This is a genomic window from Crystallibacter degradans (assembly GCF_012952295.1).
In the GTDB taxonomy this organism is placed as follows: Bacteria; Actinomycetota; Actinomycetes; order Actinomycetales; family Micrococcaceae; genus Crystallibacter; species Crystallibacter degradans.
In genome coordinates this window covers 98207-115747 of the sequence record NZ_JABBCH010000002.1, presented here as the reverse complement: position 1 = coordinate 115747, position 17541 = coordinate 98207, and the positions used below count along the sequence as shown (strand labels likewise).

At 66.4% G+C, this 17541-nt stretch carries 20 protein-coding genes; 3 read left to right on the top strand and 17 right to left on the bottom strand.

Annotated elements, in window-relative coordinates; all coding sequences use genetic code 11:
- Positions 1-2 precede the first annotated feature (2 nt).
- The 15 genes from lysS to dacB all read right to left on the bottom strand — a co-directional run bounded on the left by lysS (position 3) and on the right by dacB (position 15073).
- Positions 3-1457, bottom strand: coding sequence for a lysine--tRNA ligase (gene lysS / locus HGO92_RS04275; RefSeq protein ID WP_205834218.1), 1455 nt, complete (start codon positions 1455-1457; stop codon positions 3-5).
- A 118-nt stretch (positions 1458-1575) separates the two neighbouring features.
- Positions 1576-2481 carry a pantoate--beta-alanine ligase gene (gene panC / locus HGO92_RS04270; RefSeq protein WP_169992267.1) on the bottom strand — a complete coding sequence of 302 codons (906 nt, stop codon included), beginning with the start codon at positions 2479-2481 and terminating at the stop codon, positions 1576-1578.
- Positions 2478-3395, bottom strand: a complete 918-nt coding sequence (locus HGO92_RS04265) for a Rossmann-like and DUF2520 domain-containing protein (RefSeq protein ID WP_169992265.1) — start codon at positions 3393-3395, stop codon at positions 2478-2480. Before HGO92_RS04265 ends, panC begins: the two co-directional genes overlap by 4 nt.
- The gene (locus HGO92_RS04260; RefSeq protein WP_440915755.1) at positions 3382-4914 is read right to left on the bottom strand and encodes a PH domain-containing protein; all 1533 of its coding nucleotides are present in this window, start codon (positions 4912-4914) and stop codon (positions 3382-3384) included. Before HGO92_RS04260 ends, HGO92_RS04265 begins: the two co-directional genes overlap by 14 nt.
- Positions 4911-5423 carry a PH domain-containing protein gene (locus HGO92_RS04255; RefSeq protein WP_169992263.1) on the bottom strand — a complete coding sequence of 171 codons (513 nt, stop codon included), beginning with the start codon at positions 5421-5423 and terminating at the stop codon, positions 4911-4913. The genes HGO92_RS04260 and HGO92_RS04255 overlap by 4 nt, the downstream gene beginning before the upstream one ends.
- On the bottom strand, positions 5416-5913 hold the full coding sequence (locus tag HGO92_RS04250) for a DUF3180 family protein (RefSeq protein WP_169992261.1): 498 nt from the start codon (positions 5911-5913) through the stop codon (positions 5416-5418). The genes HGO92_RS04255 and HGO92_RS04250 overlap by 8 nt, the downstream gene beginning before the upstream one ends.
- 19 nt (positions 5914-5932) lie before the next feature.
- Positions 5933-6427, bottom strand: a complete 495-nt coding sequence (gene folK, locus HGO92_RS04245; RefSeq protein WP_169992259.1) for a 2-amino-4-hydroxy-6-hydroxymethyldihydropteridine diphosphokinase — start codon at positions 6425-6427, stop codon at positions 5933-5935.
- The gene (folB, locus tag HGO92_RS04240) at positions 6424-6783 is read right to left on the bottom strand and encodes a dihydroneopterin aldolase (protein ID WP_169993017.1); all 360 of its coding nucleotides are present in this window, start codon (positions 6781-6783) and stop codon (positions 6424-6426) included. Before folB ends, folK begins: the two co-directional genes overlap by 4 nt.
- A 35-nt stretch (positions 6784-6818) precedes the next feature.
- Positions 6819-7724, bottom strand: coding sequence for a dihydropteroate synthase (folP, locus tag HGO92_RS04235; RefSeq protein ID WP_169992257.1), 906 nt, complete (start codon positions 7722-7724; stop codon positions 6819-6821).
- Positions 7725-7752: 28 nt separating this feature from the next.
- Positions 7753-8361, bottom strand: a complete 609-nt coding sequence (folE, locus tag HGO92_RS04230; protein ID WP_346768848.1) for a GTP cyclohydrolase I FolE — start codon at positions 8359-8361, stop codon at positions 7753-7755.
- A gap of 9 nt (positions 8362-8370) precedes the next feature.
- Positions 8371-10440, bottom strand: a complete 2070-nt coding sequence (ftsH, locus tag HGO92_RS04225; protein ID WP_169992255.1) for an ATP-dependent zinc metalloprotease FtsH — start codon at positions 10438-10440, stop codon at positions 8371-8373.
- Positions 10441-10602: 162 nt separating this feature from the next.
- Positions 10603-11154, bottom strand: a complete 552-nt coding sequence (hpt, locus tag HGO92_RS04220) for a hypoxanthine phosphoribosyltransferase (RefSeq protein WP_169992253.1) — start codon at positions 11152-11154, stop codon at positions 10603-10605.
- A 15-nt stretch (positions 11155-11169) separates the two neighbouring features.
- Complete coding sequence (tilS, locus tag HGO92_RS04215) at positions 11170-12357, bottom strand: tRNA lysidine(34) synthetase TilS (RefSeq protein WP_169992251.1); 1188 nt, start codon at positions 12355-12357, stop codon at positions 11170-11172.
- Complete coding sequence (locus HGO92_RS04210; protein ID WP_169992249.1) at positions 12354-13532, bottom strand: Rv3626c family coenzyme F420 biosynthesis-associated protein; 1179 nt, start codon at positions 13530-13532, stop codon at positions 12354-12356. The genes tilS and HGO92_RS04210 overlap by 4 nt, the downstream gene beginning before the upstream one ends.
- Before the next feature lie 116 nt (positions 13533-13648).
- The gene (gene dacB / locus HGO92_RS04205) at positions 13649-15073 is read right to left on the bottom strand and encodes a D-alanyl-D-alanine carboxypeptidase/D-alanyl-D-alanine endopeptidase (protein WP_169992248.1); all 1425 of its coding nucleotides are present in this window, start codon (positions 15071-15073) and stop codon (positions 13649-13651) included.
- A 185-nt stretch (positions 15074-15258) separates the two neighbouring features.
- Between dacB and HGO92_RS04200 the strand changes: the two genes are divergently transcribed.
- The 3 genes from HGO92_RS04200 (at position 15259) to HGO92_RS04190 (ending at position 17046) form a co-directional block, all read left to right on the top strand.
- A complete protein-coding gene (locus HGO92_RS04200; protein ID WP_074700220.1) occupies positions 15259-15822 on the top strand; it encodes an inorganic diphosphatase in 564 nt (187 codons plus the stop codon).
- A gap of 105 nt (positions 15823-15927) precedes the next feature.
- Positions 15928-16557, top strand: a complete 630-nt coding sequence (locus tag HGO92_RS04195; protein WP_169992246.1) for a hypothetical protein — start codon at positions 15928-15930, stop codon at positions 16555-16557.
- Positions 16558-16617: 60 nt separating this feature from the next.
- On the top strand, positions 16618-17046 hold the full coding sequence (locus tag HGO92_RS04190; RefSeq protein WP_169992244.1) for a DUF1761 domain-containing protein: 429 nt from the start codon (positions 16618-16620) through the stop codon (positions 17044-17046).
- Here the strand turns inward: HGO92_RS04190 and HGO92_RS04185 are convergent.
- Positions 17043-17411, bottom strand: a complete 369-nt coding sequence (locus tag HGO92_RS04185; protein ID WP_169992242.1) for a type II toxin-antitoxin system death-on-curing family toxin — start codon at positions 17409-17411, stop codon at positions 17043-17045. The genes HGO92_RS04190 and HGO92_RS04185 overlap by 4 nt on opposite strands.
- Positions 17408-17536: a hypothetical protein gene (locus tag HGO92_RS24190; protein ID WP_277351860.1), complete on the bottom strand. Its 129-nt coding sequence runs from the start codon at positions 17534-17536 to the stop codon at positions 17408-17410. Before HGO92_RS24190 ends, HGO92_RS04185 begins: the two co-directional genes overlap by 4 nt.
- Positions 17537-17541: the final 5 nt, after the last annotated feature.

The window sequence follows — 17541 nt, the reverse complement described above, 5'->3', positions numbered from 1 at the left end:
GATTATCCCAATTCAGGTTTCAAGAGCGGGAAGAGAATGGTCTCCCGGATTCCCGTCTGGGTGAAGAGCATGACCAGCCGGTCAATACCCAGGCCAATGCCGCCCATGGGCGGCGCACCATATTCCAGCGCACGGAGAAAGTCTTCGTCCAACTGCATCGCTTCATGGTCACCCGAGGCCGCCTTGCGCGACTGTTCGGTGAGCCGTTCACGCTGCACAACAGGGTCGATGAGCTCGGAGAAGGCGGTACCGCGCTCCATGCCGCCGATGATCAAGTCCCAGGCTTCGATGAGCCCGGGCTTGCTCCGGTGTGCTCGGGCCAGCGGCTGGGCGGCCGGCGGGTAGTCGTACACGAAGGTCGGCTGCAGCAGCGTCGGTTCCACGATTTCACCGAAAAGTTCGATAACGGTCTTTTCGGTGTCCCACTGGGGTTCCACCTTGACGCCATGCTTTTCGGCGATGGCCCGCAAGGTACTGCCATGGGTTTCGGGCGTGATCTCCTCACCCACGGCTTCGGAAAGTCCCGGGTAAACGGCCAACCAACGCCATTCACCGTTAAGGTCTATGGTGCCGGCGTCGGTCTCGATGACGCGGCTGCCCACAACGTCCGCTGCGTTGAGGATCATTTCCTTCATGCGCTCGGCCATCACGAACTGGTCGGCGTAAGCCTCGTAGCTTTCCAGCGTGGTGAATTCGGGGCTATGCGTCGAATCCACGCCTTCATTGCGGAAGATGCGCCCGATCTCGAACACCCGGTCAATACCGCCAACCACGGCGCGCTTCAGGAAGAGCTCGGTGGCGATGCGCAACGTCATGTTCTGGTCGAAGGCGTTCAAGTGGGTCTGGAACGGCCGGGCGGCTGCACCGCCGTGGATGAGCTGGAGCATCGGGGTCTCCACCTCCACGTAGTCGCGGTTGTGCAGCGTTTCCCGGATGGAACGGATGATCGCCGCGCGGGTGTAGACCATCTGGCGCGCCTCGTCGCGGACCATCAGGTCGACGTAGCGCTGGCGCACCCGGGTCTCTTCGTTCAGGCCGGCGTGCAGGACGGGCAGCGGGCGCAGCGCCTTGGAGACCATCGACCAGGAATCGGCCATGACCGAGAGTTCACCGCGCTTCGAGGAGATGACCTCGCCGCGCACAAACACATGGTCGCCCAGATCCACCAGGGACTTCCAGCCGGCCAGCGCATCCTCTCCGACGTTGGCAAGGCTCAGCATGGCCTGCAGCCGGGTGCCGTTGCCCTCCTGCAGGGTGGCGAAGCACAGCTTGCCTGTGTTGCGGACGAAAACCACTCGGCCGGAGACGCCGACGGTTTCACCGGTGGTCTCATCGGCCGCAAGGTGACCGTACTTCTCGCGGACCTCACTGAGAGTGTGGGTCCGGTCAACACCCACCGGATAGGGCTCCACACCGCTCTCAAGCAGTTTGGCGCGCTTGTCCATGCGCACGCGCATCTGCTCGGAGACGTCCGAAGGTTCCGGGGAAGGGGTGGGGGTTTTATGTGTGGTCACGGTAGTTAAGGTTACCGGTTGTGCTCCGGTGGCTCCTATTCGATCTTCCCGGGTGCTCCGGCTAGCCCAAGTCGACGTTGTCGATCAGCCGCACCGGGCCTACTTTGGCGGCGATCAGTGCCAGCGCTTCGCCGGTAAACGGGGTGTCCTGGCAGTTGAAAGCCAGCGGCTCCAAAGAGACCGGATCGACCACTTCAAGGTAGTCCAGCTCCACCAGCCGGGCGGACTTGATCATGGCCAGGGCACCCTCGATGTCCAGCGGCTCGTGCCGGTCCGCCTGTTCCTTCAGGTAGCGCAGGCTGCGCGGCAGGACCAGGGCGGCCTCGTGTTCCTCGGCGGAGAGGAAGCGGTTGCGGCTGGACAGCGCCAGCCCGTCCTTGTCCCGCACGATTGGCACCCCGACGATTTCGACGGGGAAATTCAGGTCCGCGGCCATCCGCCGGACCAGAGCCAGCTGCTGGGCGTCCTTCTTGCCGAAGTAGGCGCGGTAGTCCGCCGGGATGGGCGGCATGCCGTAATGCAGCAGTTTCGCAACCACCGTCAGGGCGCCGTCGAAATGCCCGGGCCGCGAGGCGCCTTCGAGTTTCCCACCCAGTGGACCCGACGCAACCCGCACCATCGGTTCGCCGCCGGGGTAGACCTCTCCCACGGCCGGCGCGAAAACGATGTCCACCCCGCAGGAGCCCAACAGGTCCAGGTCCGCATCCACCGTACGCGGGTACCGCTCCAGATCCGCCGCGTCGCCGAACTGCAGCGGGTTGACGAAGATGGTGGCAATAACGACGTCGTTCGCCTGGCGTGCAGCGGTGGCCAGGGCGGCGTGGCCGGCATGCAGGCCGCCCATGGTCGGGACCAGGCCCTGGCTCGCGTGGCCGGCATGGTGCCTGCCGGCGGCCTCGCGCAGCAGCTCCGCGCTGGCGGCGTTGAGCTCGGCGTACGTGGTGGCCAGCTGGGGGCGGTTACTCACTGAGGGTCCTCCGGAGTGGAACGGGTACTGAGAATATCCAGAATTTCGGTGGCCTGGGCGTCTTTGAGCAGGCCGCGTTCGAACGCCCGCTTGGCCGTGGCGCGGGCCAGCTCCTCATACGCCTGCCGGATGTCGGTGCTGCCGTGCTCGAGTTCGTACCCCAGCAGCGCCTCGCGGTGGACGCGGACGGTGCCGGCGTCGCCGCGGGCCACCGGTCCGGTCAACGCGCCTTCGCCGGACGCCAGCGCGTTTTCCAGCGAGGCCCGCATCAGCGGACCCAGCAGGCGGTCCGGCTGGTCCACGCCGGCGGAGCTGAGCATTTGCGCGGCCTGCGCGGCAATGGTGACCAGGTGGTTCGAGGCGTGCGCCAGGGCTGCGTGGTAAAGCGGCCGGTCCCGCTCCTCAATCACGATGGGCTCGGCGCCCATCTCGACCACCAGGGCCTGCGCAATGGGGAGCACCGTGCGCGCCGCGGTCACCCCGAACGCGCAGTCCGTGAGCCGGGTCAGGTCCAGGCTCATGCCGGTGAACGTCATGGCCGGATGGATGGCCAGACCGATGGCACCCTTGGCCTGCGCCGGCGCGAGCACGCTCACGCCATGCCGGCCGGAAGTATGGGCCACCAGCTGGCCCGGCTGCCAGGCACCGGTCTCGGCAAGGCCGGCTACCAGTTCCGGCAGGGCATCATCGGGCACGGCCAGCAGCACAAGTTCGGCCCGCTCGATGATCGCGGGGATCTCCAGCACCGGCACACCGGGCAGCAGCATTTCGGCCCGCTCCCGGCTGGCCTCGGACACGGCGGAAACACCGACGACGGCGTGCTGGGCCGCGCGTAGGGCCGCCCCCAGCACGGCGCCCACCTTGCCGGCGCCGATCACGCCGATGCCAAGCCTGCCCGGTCTAACGCTGTTCATCCTCGGCCTTTCCATGCTCTCCGCCGGCCTGCTCCGGCACGATCTCCTGCCGGCGTTCCAGCCAACGCTCCGGCACGCTGTGCCGCCGAGCCGCCGCGGCGCGGGCCGACTGTTCGTTGAACAGGCGGCGGGCCACGTCGATGTCCATCTGGTAGACCACCGGGCTGACCGGCCCCACCGTGGTCTGCAGCTGCAGATCCGCCACCCGCAGCTTCCGCGCAACCGGTCCCTGGTGCAGGGCCATCGACTGGGTGCGTTCGTGCGGGACCACGGCCAGGTTCCGTACGAACCTGCCGGAGCGGGCCAGCAGCGCCGTCTCCGTCACGGCGAAGCCGTTGCGCCGCCAGGTGAGGAAGGACAGCCACCGCACCCGGGGCGGGGAGGTGACGAAGCCGCCGTCGTTGTTCTGTCCCGCCAGCCCGGCGGTGAAAACGCCGAACGGGTCCTCGGTGCCGGGGTCCGGGAGCACCAAGGCCAGCATCTGCATGACCTCGTCCCGAGTGCCCACCGGGAGCAGGGTGGTGCGCGCGCCGGAGTTTTCTGCGCTCACGCCGTAGCCGGCCACGTTGATCTTGATCCGGTACCAGTCCTTGGTCCGCCAGAGCAGCGGCTGGGTCACCGCCACGGCCTGCACCCGCCCGGGCGGTACGGTTTGGGCCCGCGTCTCCAGCAACCCGTAGCGCAACCGGATGCCGTCCGGGGACACGGCCGCGCGGAAGTTATAGGCGGTGCTGAAAACGCTCCAGTAGCCGGCGGCCACCGCGATCATGCCGGGCACCAGCGCCGACAGCAGCACCGGCAGGCCGCCCCAGTCCGCCACGAAGCCCACCGTTGCGGCGACGCCAATAACAACGACGACGACGGCCAGCGCCACCGTGGCGCCCGAAAGCACCGTGGCGCCGACGACCCGCTGCGGCGAAAGCTGGACGATCGGGTGCTCGGGGGCCTCGGGCGCCTCGTCCGGATGCTCGGGGTCCAGCTCGACGCCGGAGGCCCGGGCCAGGATGGTCGCACGGAGTTGCTGCGCGGAAGCCAGCGGGAGGTAGGCCAGCCGCACCGCGGATTCGCCGGCGTCCGCCACTTCGAACTTCAGCTCGGCGAGACCGAAGATCCGGCCCAGCAGCGGCTGGATAACGTCGATCGCCTGGACCCGGTCCAGCCTGGCCTGGCGGTGCTGGCGGAACAGGATGCCGGAATTGACGCGGACGTGTTCCTCGGTGACCTGGTACCGGGTGAACCACCAGGACAGCACGAAGGCGCCCACCAGCAGCAGCACCACAACCAGCAGTACGACGACGGCCCAGATGCCCCGGCCCTCGGTCAGGAACCACAGGGGCTCGCCGCGGAACATCGCTTCGAACCAGTCGCGCCCGAAGAAGTAGGCCATAGCGGCCAGGGCGATCCAGCCCCGGACAAACGGGGAAACGGGGTGGACCCGGTGCCAGTTTTCCGCGCGGTCCGGAGTCAGCGGCACCTCGCGCGAGGGGGAAACCGGGCCGTTGCCCTCCGGAATGGTCACAGCCCGGCCAGCCTTGCCTGCCCGCGCGCGGAAAGCTGCTCACGCAGCCGTGCGGCTTCTTCTGCGGGGAGTCCGGGAATGGAGGCATTGGTCTGCGGGGAGGCGGTGTGCAGTTTGACCGAGGCCAGTTTGAAGGCGCGCTCCAGCGGGCCGACCGCGACGTCGACATACTGCATGCGGCCGTAGGGAACCACCATGAGGCGCTGGAAGAAGATGCCCTGCCGGATCAGCAGGTCCTCGTCCCGCTCCGCATAGCCGATGGCCTTGACCTGACGCGGAATGAGCAGGCCGATCCAGACTTGGATGACCAGCGTGCCGCCGGCCAGCAGCCAGGCGAGCCAGGCCGGAAAGCCAGGCCAGACGCCCGTGAGCAGCAGGATCAGCGGGACGCTGAGGATGGCCAGGCTGATCAGCGCGGACACGGCCCAGCCGATCAGCCGCACCGTGATGTACTTCGGCGCCACCCGGATCCAGCTGATGTCCGGCGGATCTATCGGCTCGCTACGCATACTCCCCCTCGCCCTCGGTCGAACCGTCTTCGCGTTCGGCCGATTCCGGATCCTCCGGCGGGAGCTTGCAGAACCGTTCCACCATCAGACCAATTATGACCATGACCAGGCCACCGCCCATCATAGCCAGCACCTGCAGCAGGATGCTGCCGGCCGGCCGGTAGGTCAGCAGTACCAGCTGGTCAACCAGAATGCCGGCATGCCAGCCGAGCAGCAGCGCACCGGCGTAGGCGCAGGCCTGCGCTAGCACCAGCGTACGGGCGGCAAGGATGGGATCCAGCGGCTTCTCGCGCTTGCCGTTGCGCCAGCTGCGCACGCGTAGGCCGAGGACCAGCGTGAACACCATGATGGCGCCCATGGTGGCCAGTGAGCTCAGATGCAGAACGGGAACCGGAAGGCCGCCGCGCGCGGTCACGAGGTTGGCCAGCCAGCCCAGCACCGCGGTGACGACGGCGATCGCCCCCAGCCAGCTGTACTTGATGGTCCTCACGATGCCGCGCCCATCCGGCTCAGTGCCCTGGTTCGAAAGGCGCCAGGCCGTCCAGGTCCCCTGCGGCTTCGGCCAGTTCGCCGACCGGGACGCCGTTGAGGGTTGCGTGCGCGTCCATCCAGGCCCAGGGCTGCAGCACGAAGGCCCGCTCATGGGCACGCGGGTGCGGGACGGTCAATGCCTCGTCGTCGAGCTTGAGGTCGCCGTAGGTAATGATGTCCACGTCCAGGGTCCGCGGTCCCCAGCGCACCTCGCGGGTCCGGTGGTGCTTATTTTCCACGCTCTGGCAGTGTTCCAGCAGCCGATGGGGTTCCAGGTCCGTCTCCACCTCGATCACCATGTTCAGGTAATCAGGCTGGTTCTCGGGACCGCCCACCGACTTGGTCTGCACAACCGGGGATACCGCGCAGAGGCGGACGTTGGGTGTGTCCACCAGATCCGCGACGGCGTGGGAGAGCGTGTCGCTGCGTTCGCCGAGATTGCTGCCAAGGGCCAAAACCGCGCGTACACTCATGAATTCTCCCGGTAGATAGTGATGGTGACGTCGCCGAACGGCACTTCGATGGGCGCCTGGGGCTTGTGGACCGTCACTTCCACGGCGGCAATGCTGAAGGTGGCCAGAACGAAACCGGCGATCCGCTCCGCAAGCGTCTCGATCAGGTTCACCGGCTCGCCCGTGATGATCTCTTTGACACCCTCGGCCAGCTCGCCGTAGTGCGCGGTCAGGGCCAGGTCATCGGCGGCGGCCGCGGCACGGATGTCCGTGTGCAGGGCGACGTCGATGGTGAAGGGCTGGCCGTCCCGGCGTTCATGGTCAAACACTCCGTGGTAACCGAGGGCGGTGATGCCGGAGAGTTTGATGACGTCCATGCGGCCGGACCGGGCTGTGCCCGTCTGCACCGGTTCTACCCGGCCCAGGCTGCGGCGACCTTGACCGCGTCCAGGCTTGCACCGGAATCGTGCACGCGCACGCCCCATGCTCCGTTCGCAACGGCCAGGGCGCTGATGGCCAGCGTGGCGTGGTCGCGCTCTGCCGGCGCGGCAACCTTGCCGGCGGAAGACAACAGGGTGCCGAGGAAGCGCTTGCGGGATGCCCCGATGAGGACCTTGTGGCCGAGCTTGGTGAACTCCGGCAGCCCGCGCAGCAGCGCCCAGTTGTGCTCGGCGTTCTTGGAGAAGCCCAGTCCCGGATCGAGGATGATCTGGTCTTCGGCCACCCCGGCGGCCACAAACTTGTCCCGCAACTCGGCGAGTTCGGCCACAACCTCGGCCACCACGTCGTCGTACTTGGCGGCGGGATCCACATTGCGCGCATCGCCGCGGCGGTGCATCAGCACATAGGGCACCTTGCGTTCGGCAATCAGGCCCGGCATTTCCGGGCTGAAGGTCATGCCGGAGACGTCGTTGATGATGCCCGCGCCGGCGTCGATCGCCTTGGCCGCGGTATCCACGTGCATGGTGTCCACGCTGACCAGGGCACCGGCCTTCGCCAGCGTCTCGATCACGGGCAGGATGCGGGCCTGTTCCTCTTCGGGAGTGATGGTCTCCGCACCCGGACGGGTGGACTCACCGCCAACGTCGATGATGTCTGCTCCGCCGTAGAAGAGCTTCAGGCCCTGGGCGATGGCCTTGTCCGGGGAGACGAACTTGCCGCCGTCGCTGAAGGAATCCGGAGTGACGTTCAGGATCGCCATCACCACGGCGCGGTCGGTGGGCAGATCCGAAAACTTTCGGGGTGCGCGCACCTTGCGGACGACGGGCAGCGGGGAAGTTGCGGGCCCGGTTCCGGGCACTGCTGCGAGTGAATCCATAAATGTCTACCGTTTCTGCTTGTTTCGCTTATCGCCCGATGATCAAGCTCATGGCCTCTGCCCTGGTGGCAGTTTCCCTGAGCTGACCGCGGACTGCGGACGTTACCGTCTTGGCGCCCGGCTTGCGGACACCGCGCATGGACATGCACATGTGCTCGCACTCGATGACGACGATGGCACCCTTGGGCTCGAGATGCTCCATCAGGGCATCAACAATCTGCGTGGTGAGCCGTTCCTGGACCTGCGGGCGGCGGGCATAGACCTCCACCAGCCGGGCCAGTTTGCTCAGCCCCGTCACCTTACCTTCATGGGAAGGAATGTAGCCAATATGGGCGGTGCCGTGGAACGGAACCAGATGGTGCTCGCAGGTGGAGTAGAACGGAATGTCCTTGACCAGCACCATTTCTTCATGATCAATATCGAAGGTGGTGGCCAGCAGGTCCGCCGGGTCCTGGTGCAGGCCGGCGAAGACTTCGGCGTAGGACTTGGCCACCCGCCGGGGTGTCTCCACCAGCCCCTCGCGGTCAGGGTCTTCGCCCACAGCAATAAGGATTTCGCGCACTGCGCGCTCGATCCGGGGCAGGTCTATCGAGCGGTCGATTTCCAGCTCGGCGATTACATCGTCGTATTCGGTCACTTGTGAATCCTAGCCGTTGCCGCCGGCGGTCCCGCCCGGGTTGGTTCCGGGGGTGCTGCCGGGAGGGTTTTCGACGGGCAGTTCGGGCAGCGCCGGATCCGGATCAACGATGACGGCCGAATGGCCCTCTTCTTCGTCCGGGCTCTGGACCGAGGCGGCCTCGGCACGTTCCTTGGCACTCATGACCGGCGGAATGTTGTGGACCGGACGCGATTCCTTGGACAGCCACACGTCGCGGTACTCGCGCTTGCGGATGTCCTCGAAGACCTCGGCGATCTCGCGCTGGTTCAGCGTCTCCCGCTCGAGGAGGGCCAGCGCCAGCCGGTCCAGCACATCGCGGTTTTCGGTCAGCACGGCATAGGCCTCGTCGTGCGCGGTGTCGATCAGGCGCCGCACTTCCTCGTCGACCACGAAAGCCACGTGGTCGGAGTAGTTGCGTTCGTGCGACATGTCGCGGCCCAGGAACGGTTCTCCGCCGCCCTGGCCCAGCTTCACGGCGCCGACGCGTTCGCTCATGCCGTACTGCGTCACCATCTGACGCGCGGTGCTGGTGGCCTTCTCAATGTCGTTGGAGGCGCCGGTGGACGGATCGTGGAAGACGATTTCTTCCGCAACCCGACCGCCCATGGCATAGGCCAGCTGGTCCAGCAGTTCATTGCGGGTGACCGAGTATTTGTCGTCTTCCGGCACCACCATGGTGTAGCCGAGGGCACGCCCGCGCGGCAGGATGGTGACCTTGGTGACCGGCGCGGTGTAGCGCAGGGCCGCCGCCACCAGGGCGTGGCCGCCTTCGTGGTAGGCGGTGATCTTGCGCTCGTGTTCCTTCATGACGCGGGAACGCTTCTGTGGACCGGCCATGACGCGGTCGATCGCCTCATCCAGGGCGCGGTCGTCGATCAGCTGCGCGTTGGAGCGGGCAGTCAGCAGCGCTGCCTCGTTGAGCACGTTGGCCAGGTCCGCACCGGTGAAGCCCGGGGCGCGCTTGGCCAGCGCACGCAGATCCACGTCCGGAGCCATCGGCTTGCCGGCCGCGTGCACCTGCAGAATTTGGTGGCGGCCCTGCAGGTCCGGCGCCTCCACCGCGATCTGGCGGTCGAAACGTCCGGGCCGCAGCAGTGCGGGGTCCAGGACGTCCGGGCGGTTGGTGGCGGCAATCAGGATGACGTTGGTCTTGACGTCGAACCCGTCCATTTCGACCAGGAGCTGGTTCAGCGTCTGCTCACGCTCGTCGTTGCCGCCGCCCACACCGGCCCCGCGGTGGCGGCCAACGGCGTCGATCTCGTCGACGAAGATGATGGCCGGAGCGTTGTTCTTCGCCTGCTCGAACAGGTCGCGGACACGGGAGGCGCCCACACCGACGAACATTTCAACGAAGTCCGAGCCGGAGATGGAGTAGAAGGGCACGCCGGCTTCACCGGCAACCGCGCGGGCCAGCAGGGTCTTGCCCGTTCCGGGCGGACCGTAGAGCAGCACGCCCTTGGGGATCTTGGCGCCGAGCGCCTGGAACTTGCCCGGTTCCTGCAGGAACTCCTTGATTTCGTGGAGTTCTTCCACGGCCTCGTCCGCGCCGGCGACGTCGGCGAAGGTGACCTGGGGCATGTCCTTGGTGATCAGCTTGGCTTTGGACTTGCCGAACTGCATGACCTTGGACCCGCCGCCCTGCATGCGCGAGAGCAGGAACCAGAAGATGATGCCGATGATCAGGATCGGCAGGATCAGGCTGATGAAGCCCGTGAACCAGTTGTTTTCCACCGGCTGGTCCGTGAACACGTCCACGTTGGAGGCGCTGATGGCATCGACCACATCTTCGGCACGGGCGGTGCTGTAGAAGAAGGTGATGCTCTTGCCTTCGTTGGCGCCGTCCTGGATGAAGTCTTCACGCAGGGTCAGTTCAACGCTCTGGTTGCCGTCATTGATGCGGGCCTGCTCAACCTTGTCATCGGTGAGCAGTTGCAGCCCGACGCTGGTGTCCACACGGGAGGCCTGCGGGCCGGCAAGATTGGGCACCACGATAAGCAGGATTGCCAGGACCAGCACAATCCAGATGATTGGTCCCTTGAAAATGTTCTTCAATTTCATGCGTCTAAGGGCACAATGCCCCGTCCCTCCTGCTGATCAGCCCGTGGTGTCACCCATATAGCTATACACCGTCCGCAATAATTCACGCACGGCGGCAAAGATTAGTTCCCTCTCGGCGTACAAGCAAGCCTTTGGCTCCAGCTGGAGACGGAAATGTGCGTTTTACTCGTAGACGTGCGGTGCCAGCGTGCCGATGAAGTCCAGGTTGCGGTACCGCTCGGCGAAGTCCAGGCCGTACCCAACCACGAATTCGTTGGGGATTTCGTAACCGATGTACTTGACGTCGATTTCCACCTTGGCCGCATCCGGCTTGCGCAGTAGCGTGCAGATCTCCACCGAAGCCGGGCCGCGGGACAGCAGGTTGGTTTTCAGCCAGGACAGCGTCAGGCCGGAGTCAATGATGTCCTCGACGATGAGCACGTGCTTGCCCATCAGGTCGGTTTCCAGGTCCTTGAGGATCCGCACGACGCCGGAGGACTGCGTGCCCGAGCCGTAGGAAGACACCGCCATCCAGTCCATCCTCACGTGGCTGTGCATGGCGCGGGCCAGATCCGCCATGATCATGACGGCGCCCTTCAGGACTCCGACGATCAGCAGGTCGCGGCCCGCGTAGTCCTTGTCGATCTCGGCAGCCAGTTCCTGCACGCGCTGCTGGATCTGCTCCTTGGTATACAGAACGTGCTTGAGGTCCGCCTGAACGTCGTTGGAATCCACCAGATACTCCCGTAATTAATGATGTGGCGTCACTGGGCGCGAGCCAGTTGTTCTAAAGACAAGATTGCCATAGCCGCCGCGCTCTTGCGCAACCGGGCCTGTTTGTTCGTCCGGTTCCCGCCGCACCCGGCGGTACACGCTGACCATTCCGGCCAGCTGCACCGGTCCGGCGGACCCCTGCCTCGCCAGCAGCGATTCGGCAGCGATGAGCCGCTCGTAACTAGGGTTCTCGCCGCCCATTTCGGCCGCCGCCAACGCGATGACCCGGTGTTTCATCGCTGCCGGCAGCGCTTCGAGGCCGGTCCGCTCCAGTTCTATGCCGTGCGCGGTATCGATCCTCAGCCGCAGGTATTCGCTCCGTGCCCGGCCGTCCAGGTAATCGGCATCCGCCCGCAGAATTTGCGCCGACCGCCACAGCGCCTCGGCGACGCCCGGGCCCAGCTGCTGCTCCAGGAATGGCAGCACCTCGGCCCGTACGCGTGAGCGTAGAAATTTAGGATCCGCGTTTGTCGGATCATGCCATGGTTCCAGGCCGGCGAGGGCACACAGCTCTTCGGTATGCTTCCGGCGCAGCCCCAGGAACGGCCGCAGATAGTTCCCGCGGCGCGGCGCCATGCCGGCCAGCGAACGCGTCCCGGAGCCCCGGCCGAGACCAAGCAGCACCTGTTCGGCCTGGTCATCGAGGGTGTGGCCCAGCAGCACGGCGGCGGCTCCATGTTCGGCAGCGGCGTCGTCGAGGGCATCGTAGCGCGCCACCCGGGCGGCGGCTTCCGGCCCCATGCCGGACTGGCCGACGCTGACCCGGCGGACTTCCACCGGCGCCAGCCCGAGATTCACAAGCTGGTCGCGGGCTCGTTCGGCCACCTCGGCGCTGCCGGGCTGGAGGGCGTGATCGACGACGACGGCGCCCACCCGGTAACGCCGGCTACCGTCCCGCAACGGCCGGGCAAAGTAGGTTGCCACGGCGGCCAAGGCCAGAGAGTCCGGCCCGCCGCTGCAGGCCACCAGCAGCAAGGGCGGTTCGCCCCGGCCCGATGCTGGATCTGCGGCGCCGGTGGCTGTGGTGCCGGCAGCTTTGTCCTGCGGCGCATCCAGCAGCTCCAGCGCCGCCTTGATGTGGTTCCGGGCCGTGCCGACCAGCGGATGCAGCCGTTGCTTGCGCCGTGGCATGCCGACTGCGGATGCGGTGGACGGATCGGTCATGGACGGCTGAGGTCCATGCGGCTGATCCACAGGTCGGCGTTGTGGATCTCTTCTTCGGTGGGCAGGTTTTCAGCCCGGATCCACACCTGGTTGAAGCCTTCCATGCCCACTTGCTTCACCACGGCGCGCACAAACTTCGCCCCGTCCGTGTACTGGCGTGCCTTGGCATCCAGGCCCATGATTTTGCGGATCCAGGACTCCAGCGCGCCGCGGGTCTTGGCGCGTGCGTTGAAGCGCTGGCGGATGGTCTTCACCGTGGGCACAACGCTGGCGTCCACCTCGTCCATCACCACGTTGGCATGGCCCTCGAGCAGGCTCATGACCGCGGTGACGTGGGAGAAGATTGCCTTCTCTTCCGGGTCCTGGAACAGGTCCATGATGGTGCCGGTGGCGCCGACGGCGACCGTCCCGCCGCCGGTGCCGGCGCCGTCGTCGTTCTTGTCTTTGCCGGACATCAGGGCCTTGGCCGCCTGCTGCAGCCGCTCCCCGAACGTGTCGGCCTTGTCCACCAGGCCCGAGGAGAGCTTGCCGATCTGCTCCATCATGTGGTCCCGCAGCCATGGTGCCGCCGCGAACTGCACCCGGTGCGTCTGCTCGTGCAGGCAGACCCACAGCCGGAAGTCCTCGGGTTCGACGTTGAGTTCCTGCTCGACGGCGATGATGTTCGGCGCCACCAGCATCAGCCGGCCGCCCGCCGGGCCGCCGGGCAGCAGCGAGCAGAACGGGTCATACTGGCCCAGCACCTTGCTGGAGAGGAAGGAGAGGATGGCGCCCATCTGGGTTCCCGTGAGCGAGCTGCTCAGGCCCGTGGCAGCGCTCTTGACCTGCTCGGGCTTTTTCCGGGCGAGCTCGGTGAGGGCGGGCTGCAGGAGCGCTTCGAAACTGCGCGCGTTGGCCTTTGACCACTCGGCCCGGTCCACGATCAGCACCTGCGAATCCCGCAGGTCCCGTGCCGCCTCCAGCCCGGTGATCCGGTGCACGTGGTCCACGGAAACTTCCGAGAGTTCGCGCAGATTGGCCACGGCTGCACGGATCTGCGCCTGCGGCATCTTGGGCCCGGCCGGCGTGAGCTTGGCCGCGGTGGCCGCCGCCAGGTCCCAGTTGATCAGGCGCGGCGGGGTTTCCGGAGCGGACGGGGTGTTTCCGGCGCTGCCGGTGCTTGCGGTGCTGTCCATGGTGACCATCAGATCACACCGGAGCCCGGCAGGTCACCGGCCGTTCGCCCAACGGTGAAGGAAATTTCGACGGCGGGCCAGCCTGCGCCGCAGGAGCCCGCGCCAACAGCCGGGTGTCAGCGGCAGCCGCAGCCGGCAAGGACGGTGGCCGCGCGGTCGGCCGCCTCGCGGGCCTGCGGAGTGGAGTTTTGCAAACCGTTGGCCACGAAGGCAAAGACCAGTGTCCGCCCGTCCGCCGTCACCGCGTAGCCGCTGAGCGAGGTGACCGTGTGCAATGTGCCGGTCTTGGCCCGCACCAGCCCGGCACCGCCGGCAGTCTTTCCGGCGAAGCGTTCCTGAAGAGTCCCGGTCAATCCCGCCACGGGCAGTCCGTCGATGGCCGCCCGCAGGTCCTCGTTGGAACCGCTGGTGATCTCGCGGAGCACTGCGGAGAGCTGTTCCGCCGAAACCTCGTTGCCGAGGGCCAGCCCGCTGGCATCGCTGATCAGCAGGCCGGAGGTGGGAATATCGAGCTTCTCCATGGCCTCCTTGATCGCCTCGGTGCCGCCGCCGAAGGACCCCGGCTTGCCGCTGGCCAGCGCCGTGTTGCGGGCCATGACCTCGGCAACGTAGTTATCGGATTCCTGCAGCATGTAGTTGACGTGCTCGGCCACGGTGGCGGATTCAACGGAGGCGAGCACTATGCCGTCCTTGGGCGCGGCGCCGCGGACCACATCGGGCGCCACCTTGACGCCGCGCTGGGACATTTCCTCCGCCAGCGCCGCGCGGAAGGCTCGTGCCGCCGTGAGGGCCGCATCATCGACCAGCTCTCCGCTGCCGTCCGCGTTTTCCCTGCCGCCCGAGAGCGCCAACGGATAGATCGGCGCGATCTCTCCCGCCTGGATGTCGGCCGGATCCCACGCGGCGCTCAGCGTTGGGCCGGCATAGGCGGTGTCGTCCAGCAGCACCCGCAGTTCCCCGGTGAAGTTGACGGTGGCCAGCCGTTCGGCGGCGGCCTGTGCCAGCGTGGCCAGCCCCGCATGCCCGAGGACGTCCTCCCGCTCCGACTCGCCAGCACCCAGCAGGGCATCTCCCCCGCCGCGCAGCACCAGGGTCCCCGGCACGTTGCCCTGGATGACCTCGGTGGAGAACCGTGCCTCCGCGCCGAGGGTCAGCAGGGCCGCCGCCCCGGTCAGCAGCTTCATGTTGGACGCCGGAATGCGCGGCTCCGAACCGTTGCGCTCATACAGTACGTCGCCGCTCTGCGCATCGGCGACCAGCGCCGCGAAGTCCCCGGCGCCGTCGTACTTCAATGCTTTATCGAGCGCCTCGCCCAGCACTTTCGGATCCGGCGTTGGCGCGGTCTCCGGCGAGCCGGCCAGGAGTTCGGCGGCGGCCAGTTTCGTCGGCGGCAGCTGGGCCTCCGGCGTGGTGACCACCGGTTTGGCCGCCCCGGGATTCCAGTCAAGGGCGGGGGCCAGGTGCCAGGCGGCGGGAATCGCGAGCACGGCGAAGGCCGCGGCCAGCAGCCAGGATGTCAGCAGCCGGAAGCCACGGTTCATCCTGCCCTCCCCCTGTTTGCACGTGCGCGTCACCGGCCCGGCAGCGGGACGGAACGCGGTTTGTGAATCGGCCGCTCCGGTTGATGTCGGGCCGGGCAGCCAAGACCTATATCGTTAAGCGTAGACCGGCGCCGGGCCCTGCCCTGTCCACCGCGCCAGTGAGACCAAACACCAAGGAGACTTCCATGCAGCACGATGTGACCATCGAGATCCCCAAGGGATCGCGCGTCAAGTACGAGATCGACCACGAGACGCACCGCCTCCGCCTGGACCGCGTCCTTTTCACCTCCATGCAGTACCCCACGCACTACGGCTACTTCGAGGACACCCTGGGTGAAGACGGCGATCCGCTGGACGCGCTGGTCATGCTGCAGGATTTCGATCTGCTGCCGGGCGTGCTGGTCGAGTCCCGCCCGATCGCCGTGTTCAACATGACCGACGACGGCGGCGGGGACGCCAAGGTGCTGTGCGTGCCCTCCGACAAGCGCTTCGACCACATCCAGGAACTCTCCGACGTCCCGGAGTTCCTGGTCAAGGAGATCGAGCACTTCTTCACCCGCTACAAGGATCTTGAACCGGGCAAGTGGGTCAAGGCCGAGGGCTGGTCCGACCGTGCAGCCGCAGAGGCCGAGCTGGAAGCCTCGATCAAGCGCTTTGCCGCGCTGGGCGAGGAGTCCGCACCGGACGAGCCCCAGGGCCGCGACGTCGAGGAAGGCACCACCAGCGGTTCGGAAGCACAGGGCCGCTAGATCTGACGCTGCTTCGAGGGCGGTCCGGGCTGTTTTCAGACCGGGCCGCCCTTTTTGCCAACCGAAATCAGTTGATTCGGCCTATTTGTCCGCAATACTTAGGGCATGTACGTGCTCACCATCAATCAGCGCGACTCCCGCGAGGTAGGCGACCTGGTTCCGGAGCTGATCAAATCGCTGCGGCACCTGCCTACCGCCATCGCCTTCCGGCGGTCGGTCGGGGACGAAGCGATCGGCGTGCTGGAAGACCCGAAGACTGCCATCGACGCCGCCATGATCGCCCTGCGGAGCCGGCGTTGGCATGTCGGGATCGGCGTGGGCGAACTGTTGGTACCGCTGCCCGAGGACGTTAACGAGGCCCAGGGATTCGGGCTGGTCTATGCGCGGCGCGCGGTGGAGCGGGCCCAAAAGACCGGCGAAAGGGTGCCGCTGGCGGTCTCCGGGCCGGACGCCGACATCGCCGCCGAGGCCGAGGCCGTGCTGCGGCTGATCGGCCAGATCGTCTCTACCCGCACCGACGCCGAGTGGAAGGTGCTGGACCTGATGACCCCCGGCGCCCGGGGACAGCAGAAATTCATCGCCGAGGAACTCGGCATCACCACGCAGGCGGTCAGCAAGGCCGTGGTCCGCTCGCACTGGGTGGAGGAATGGGCCTGCCGTCCGGCCGCGGCGCGCCTGCTCGACCTGGTTTACGGACCCAGATCGCTGCCCGCGGCGAGCCTTCCATACCGCTGACCTGCGGCTGGGGCCTAGACTCCGAGAAAGGAGTACACCGACAAGCAATAGGAGCTGACGATGATTCCGGAGATCAATTTCTGGGCGGTGCTGGTGGCAACGCTGTCCACCATGGTGGTCGGGTCCATCTGGTACACGCCCAAGGTGTTCGGCAACTATTGGATGCGCGTGGCCAAGGTCAGCCCCAGCGGCGACGCCAAGGACGCGGTCAAACCGATCCTGATCACGCTGGTGGTCAGCTTCATCAGCGCCTGGGTGCTCGCGGGCGCGGCGGCCATCGCGCAGGAGTTTTACGGCGGCAGCTTCCTCTGGAATACCGTGCTCACCGCGGTGATCCTGTGGGCCGGTTTCACCGCCGCACGGTTCATCACCCACGATGCCTTTGAGGGCCGGCCCGCCGGGCTGACGGTCCTGAACTGCGCCCACGAGCTGGTCACCTATTTGATCATGGCGCTGATCATCGGCCTCTTCGGCATCAGCGCTGCCTAGCTGCGAAGCAGCCTTTCGCTGATTTCCGCTAAATCTCCGGCCCGCCCTGCTGCCACGTCCATGGTCAGGTCATACGCCTCGTCTTCGTTCAGCTTGAGCGGATGGCCATTGATGTGCAAAAAGACGGCGGTGCAAGCGAAACCCAATCGCTTGTTTCCATCGAGCAGAGGGTAATTCCCCACCAATGACTGTAATAGCGGCGCCGCCTTCAGTCCCAAGGTGGTGTAGGTCTCTTCGCCAAACAATTGCGTCCGTGGTCGCGCCAGGGCAGATTCCAGCAGCCCGTAGTCGCGGACTTGAACTTCACCTCCCACGGCTCCGCGGGCGATGACTAGGGCTTCCTCCAGAGTCAAATAAATGGTCACTCGCCCAGGCGCCGTAATGTAGTGGCATAGCGGCCCAACGCATCCTGCAACGCTTCGTCGATCAGTTTTGCCCTGGTTGCGCCGTCCAAATATTGCCGGAGTGCAGTAAGTGCCACTTCCTGCATCGAAA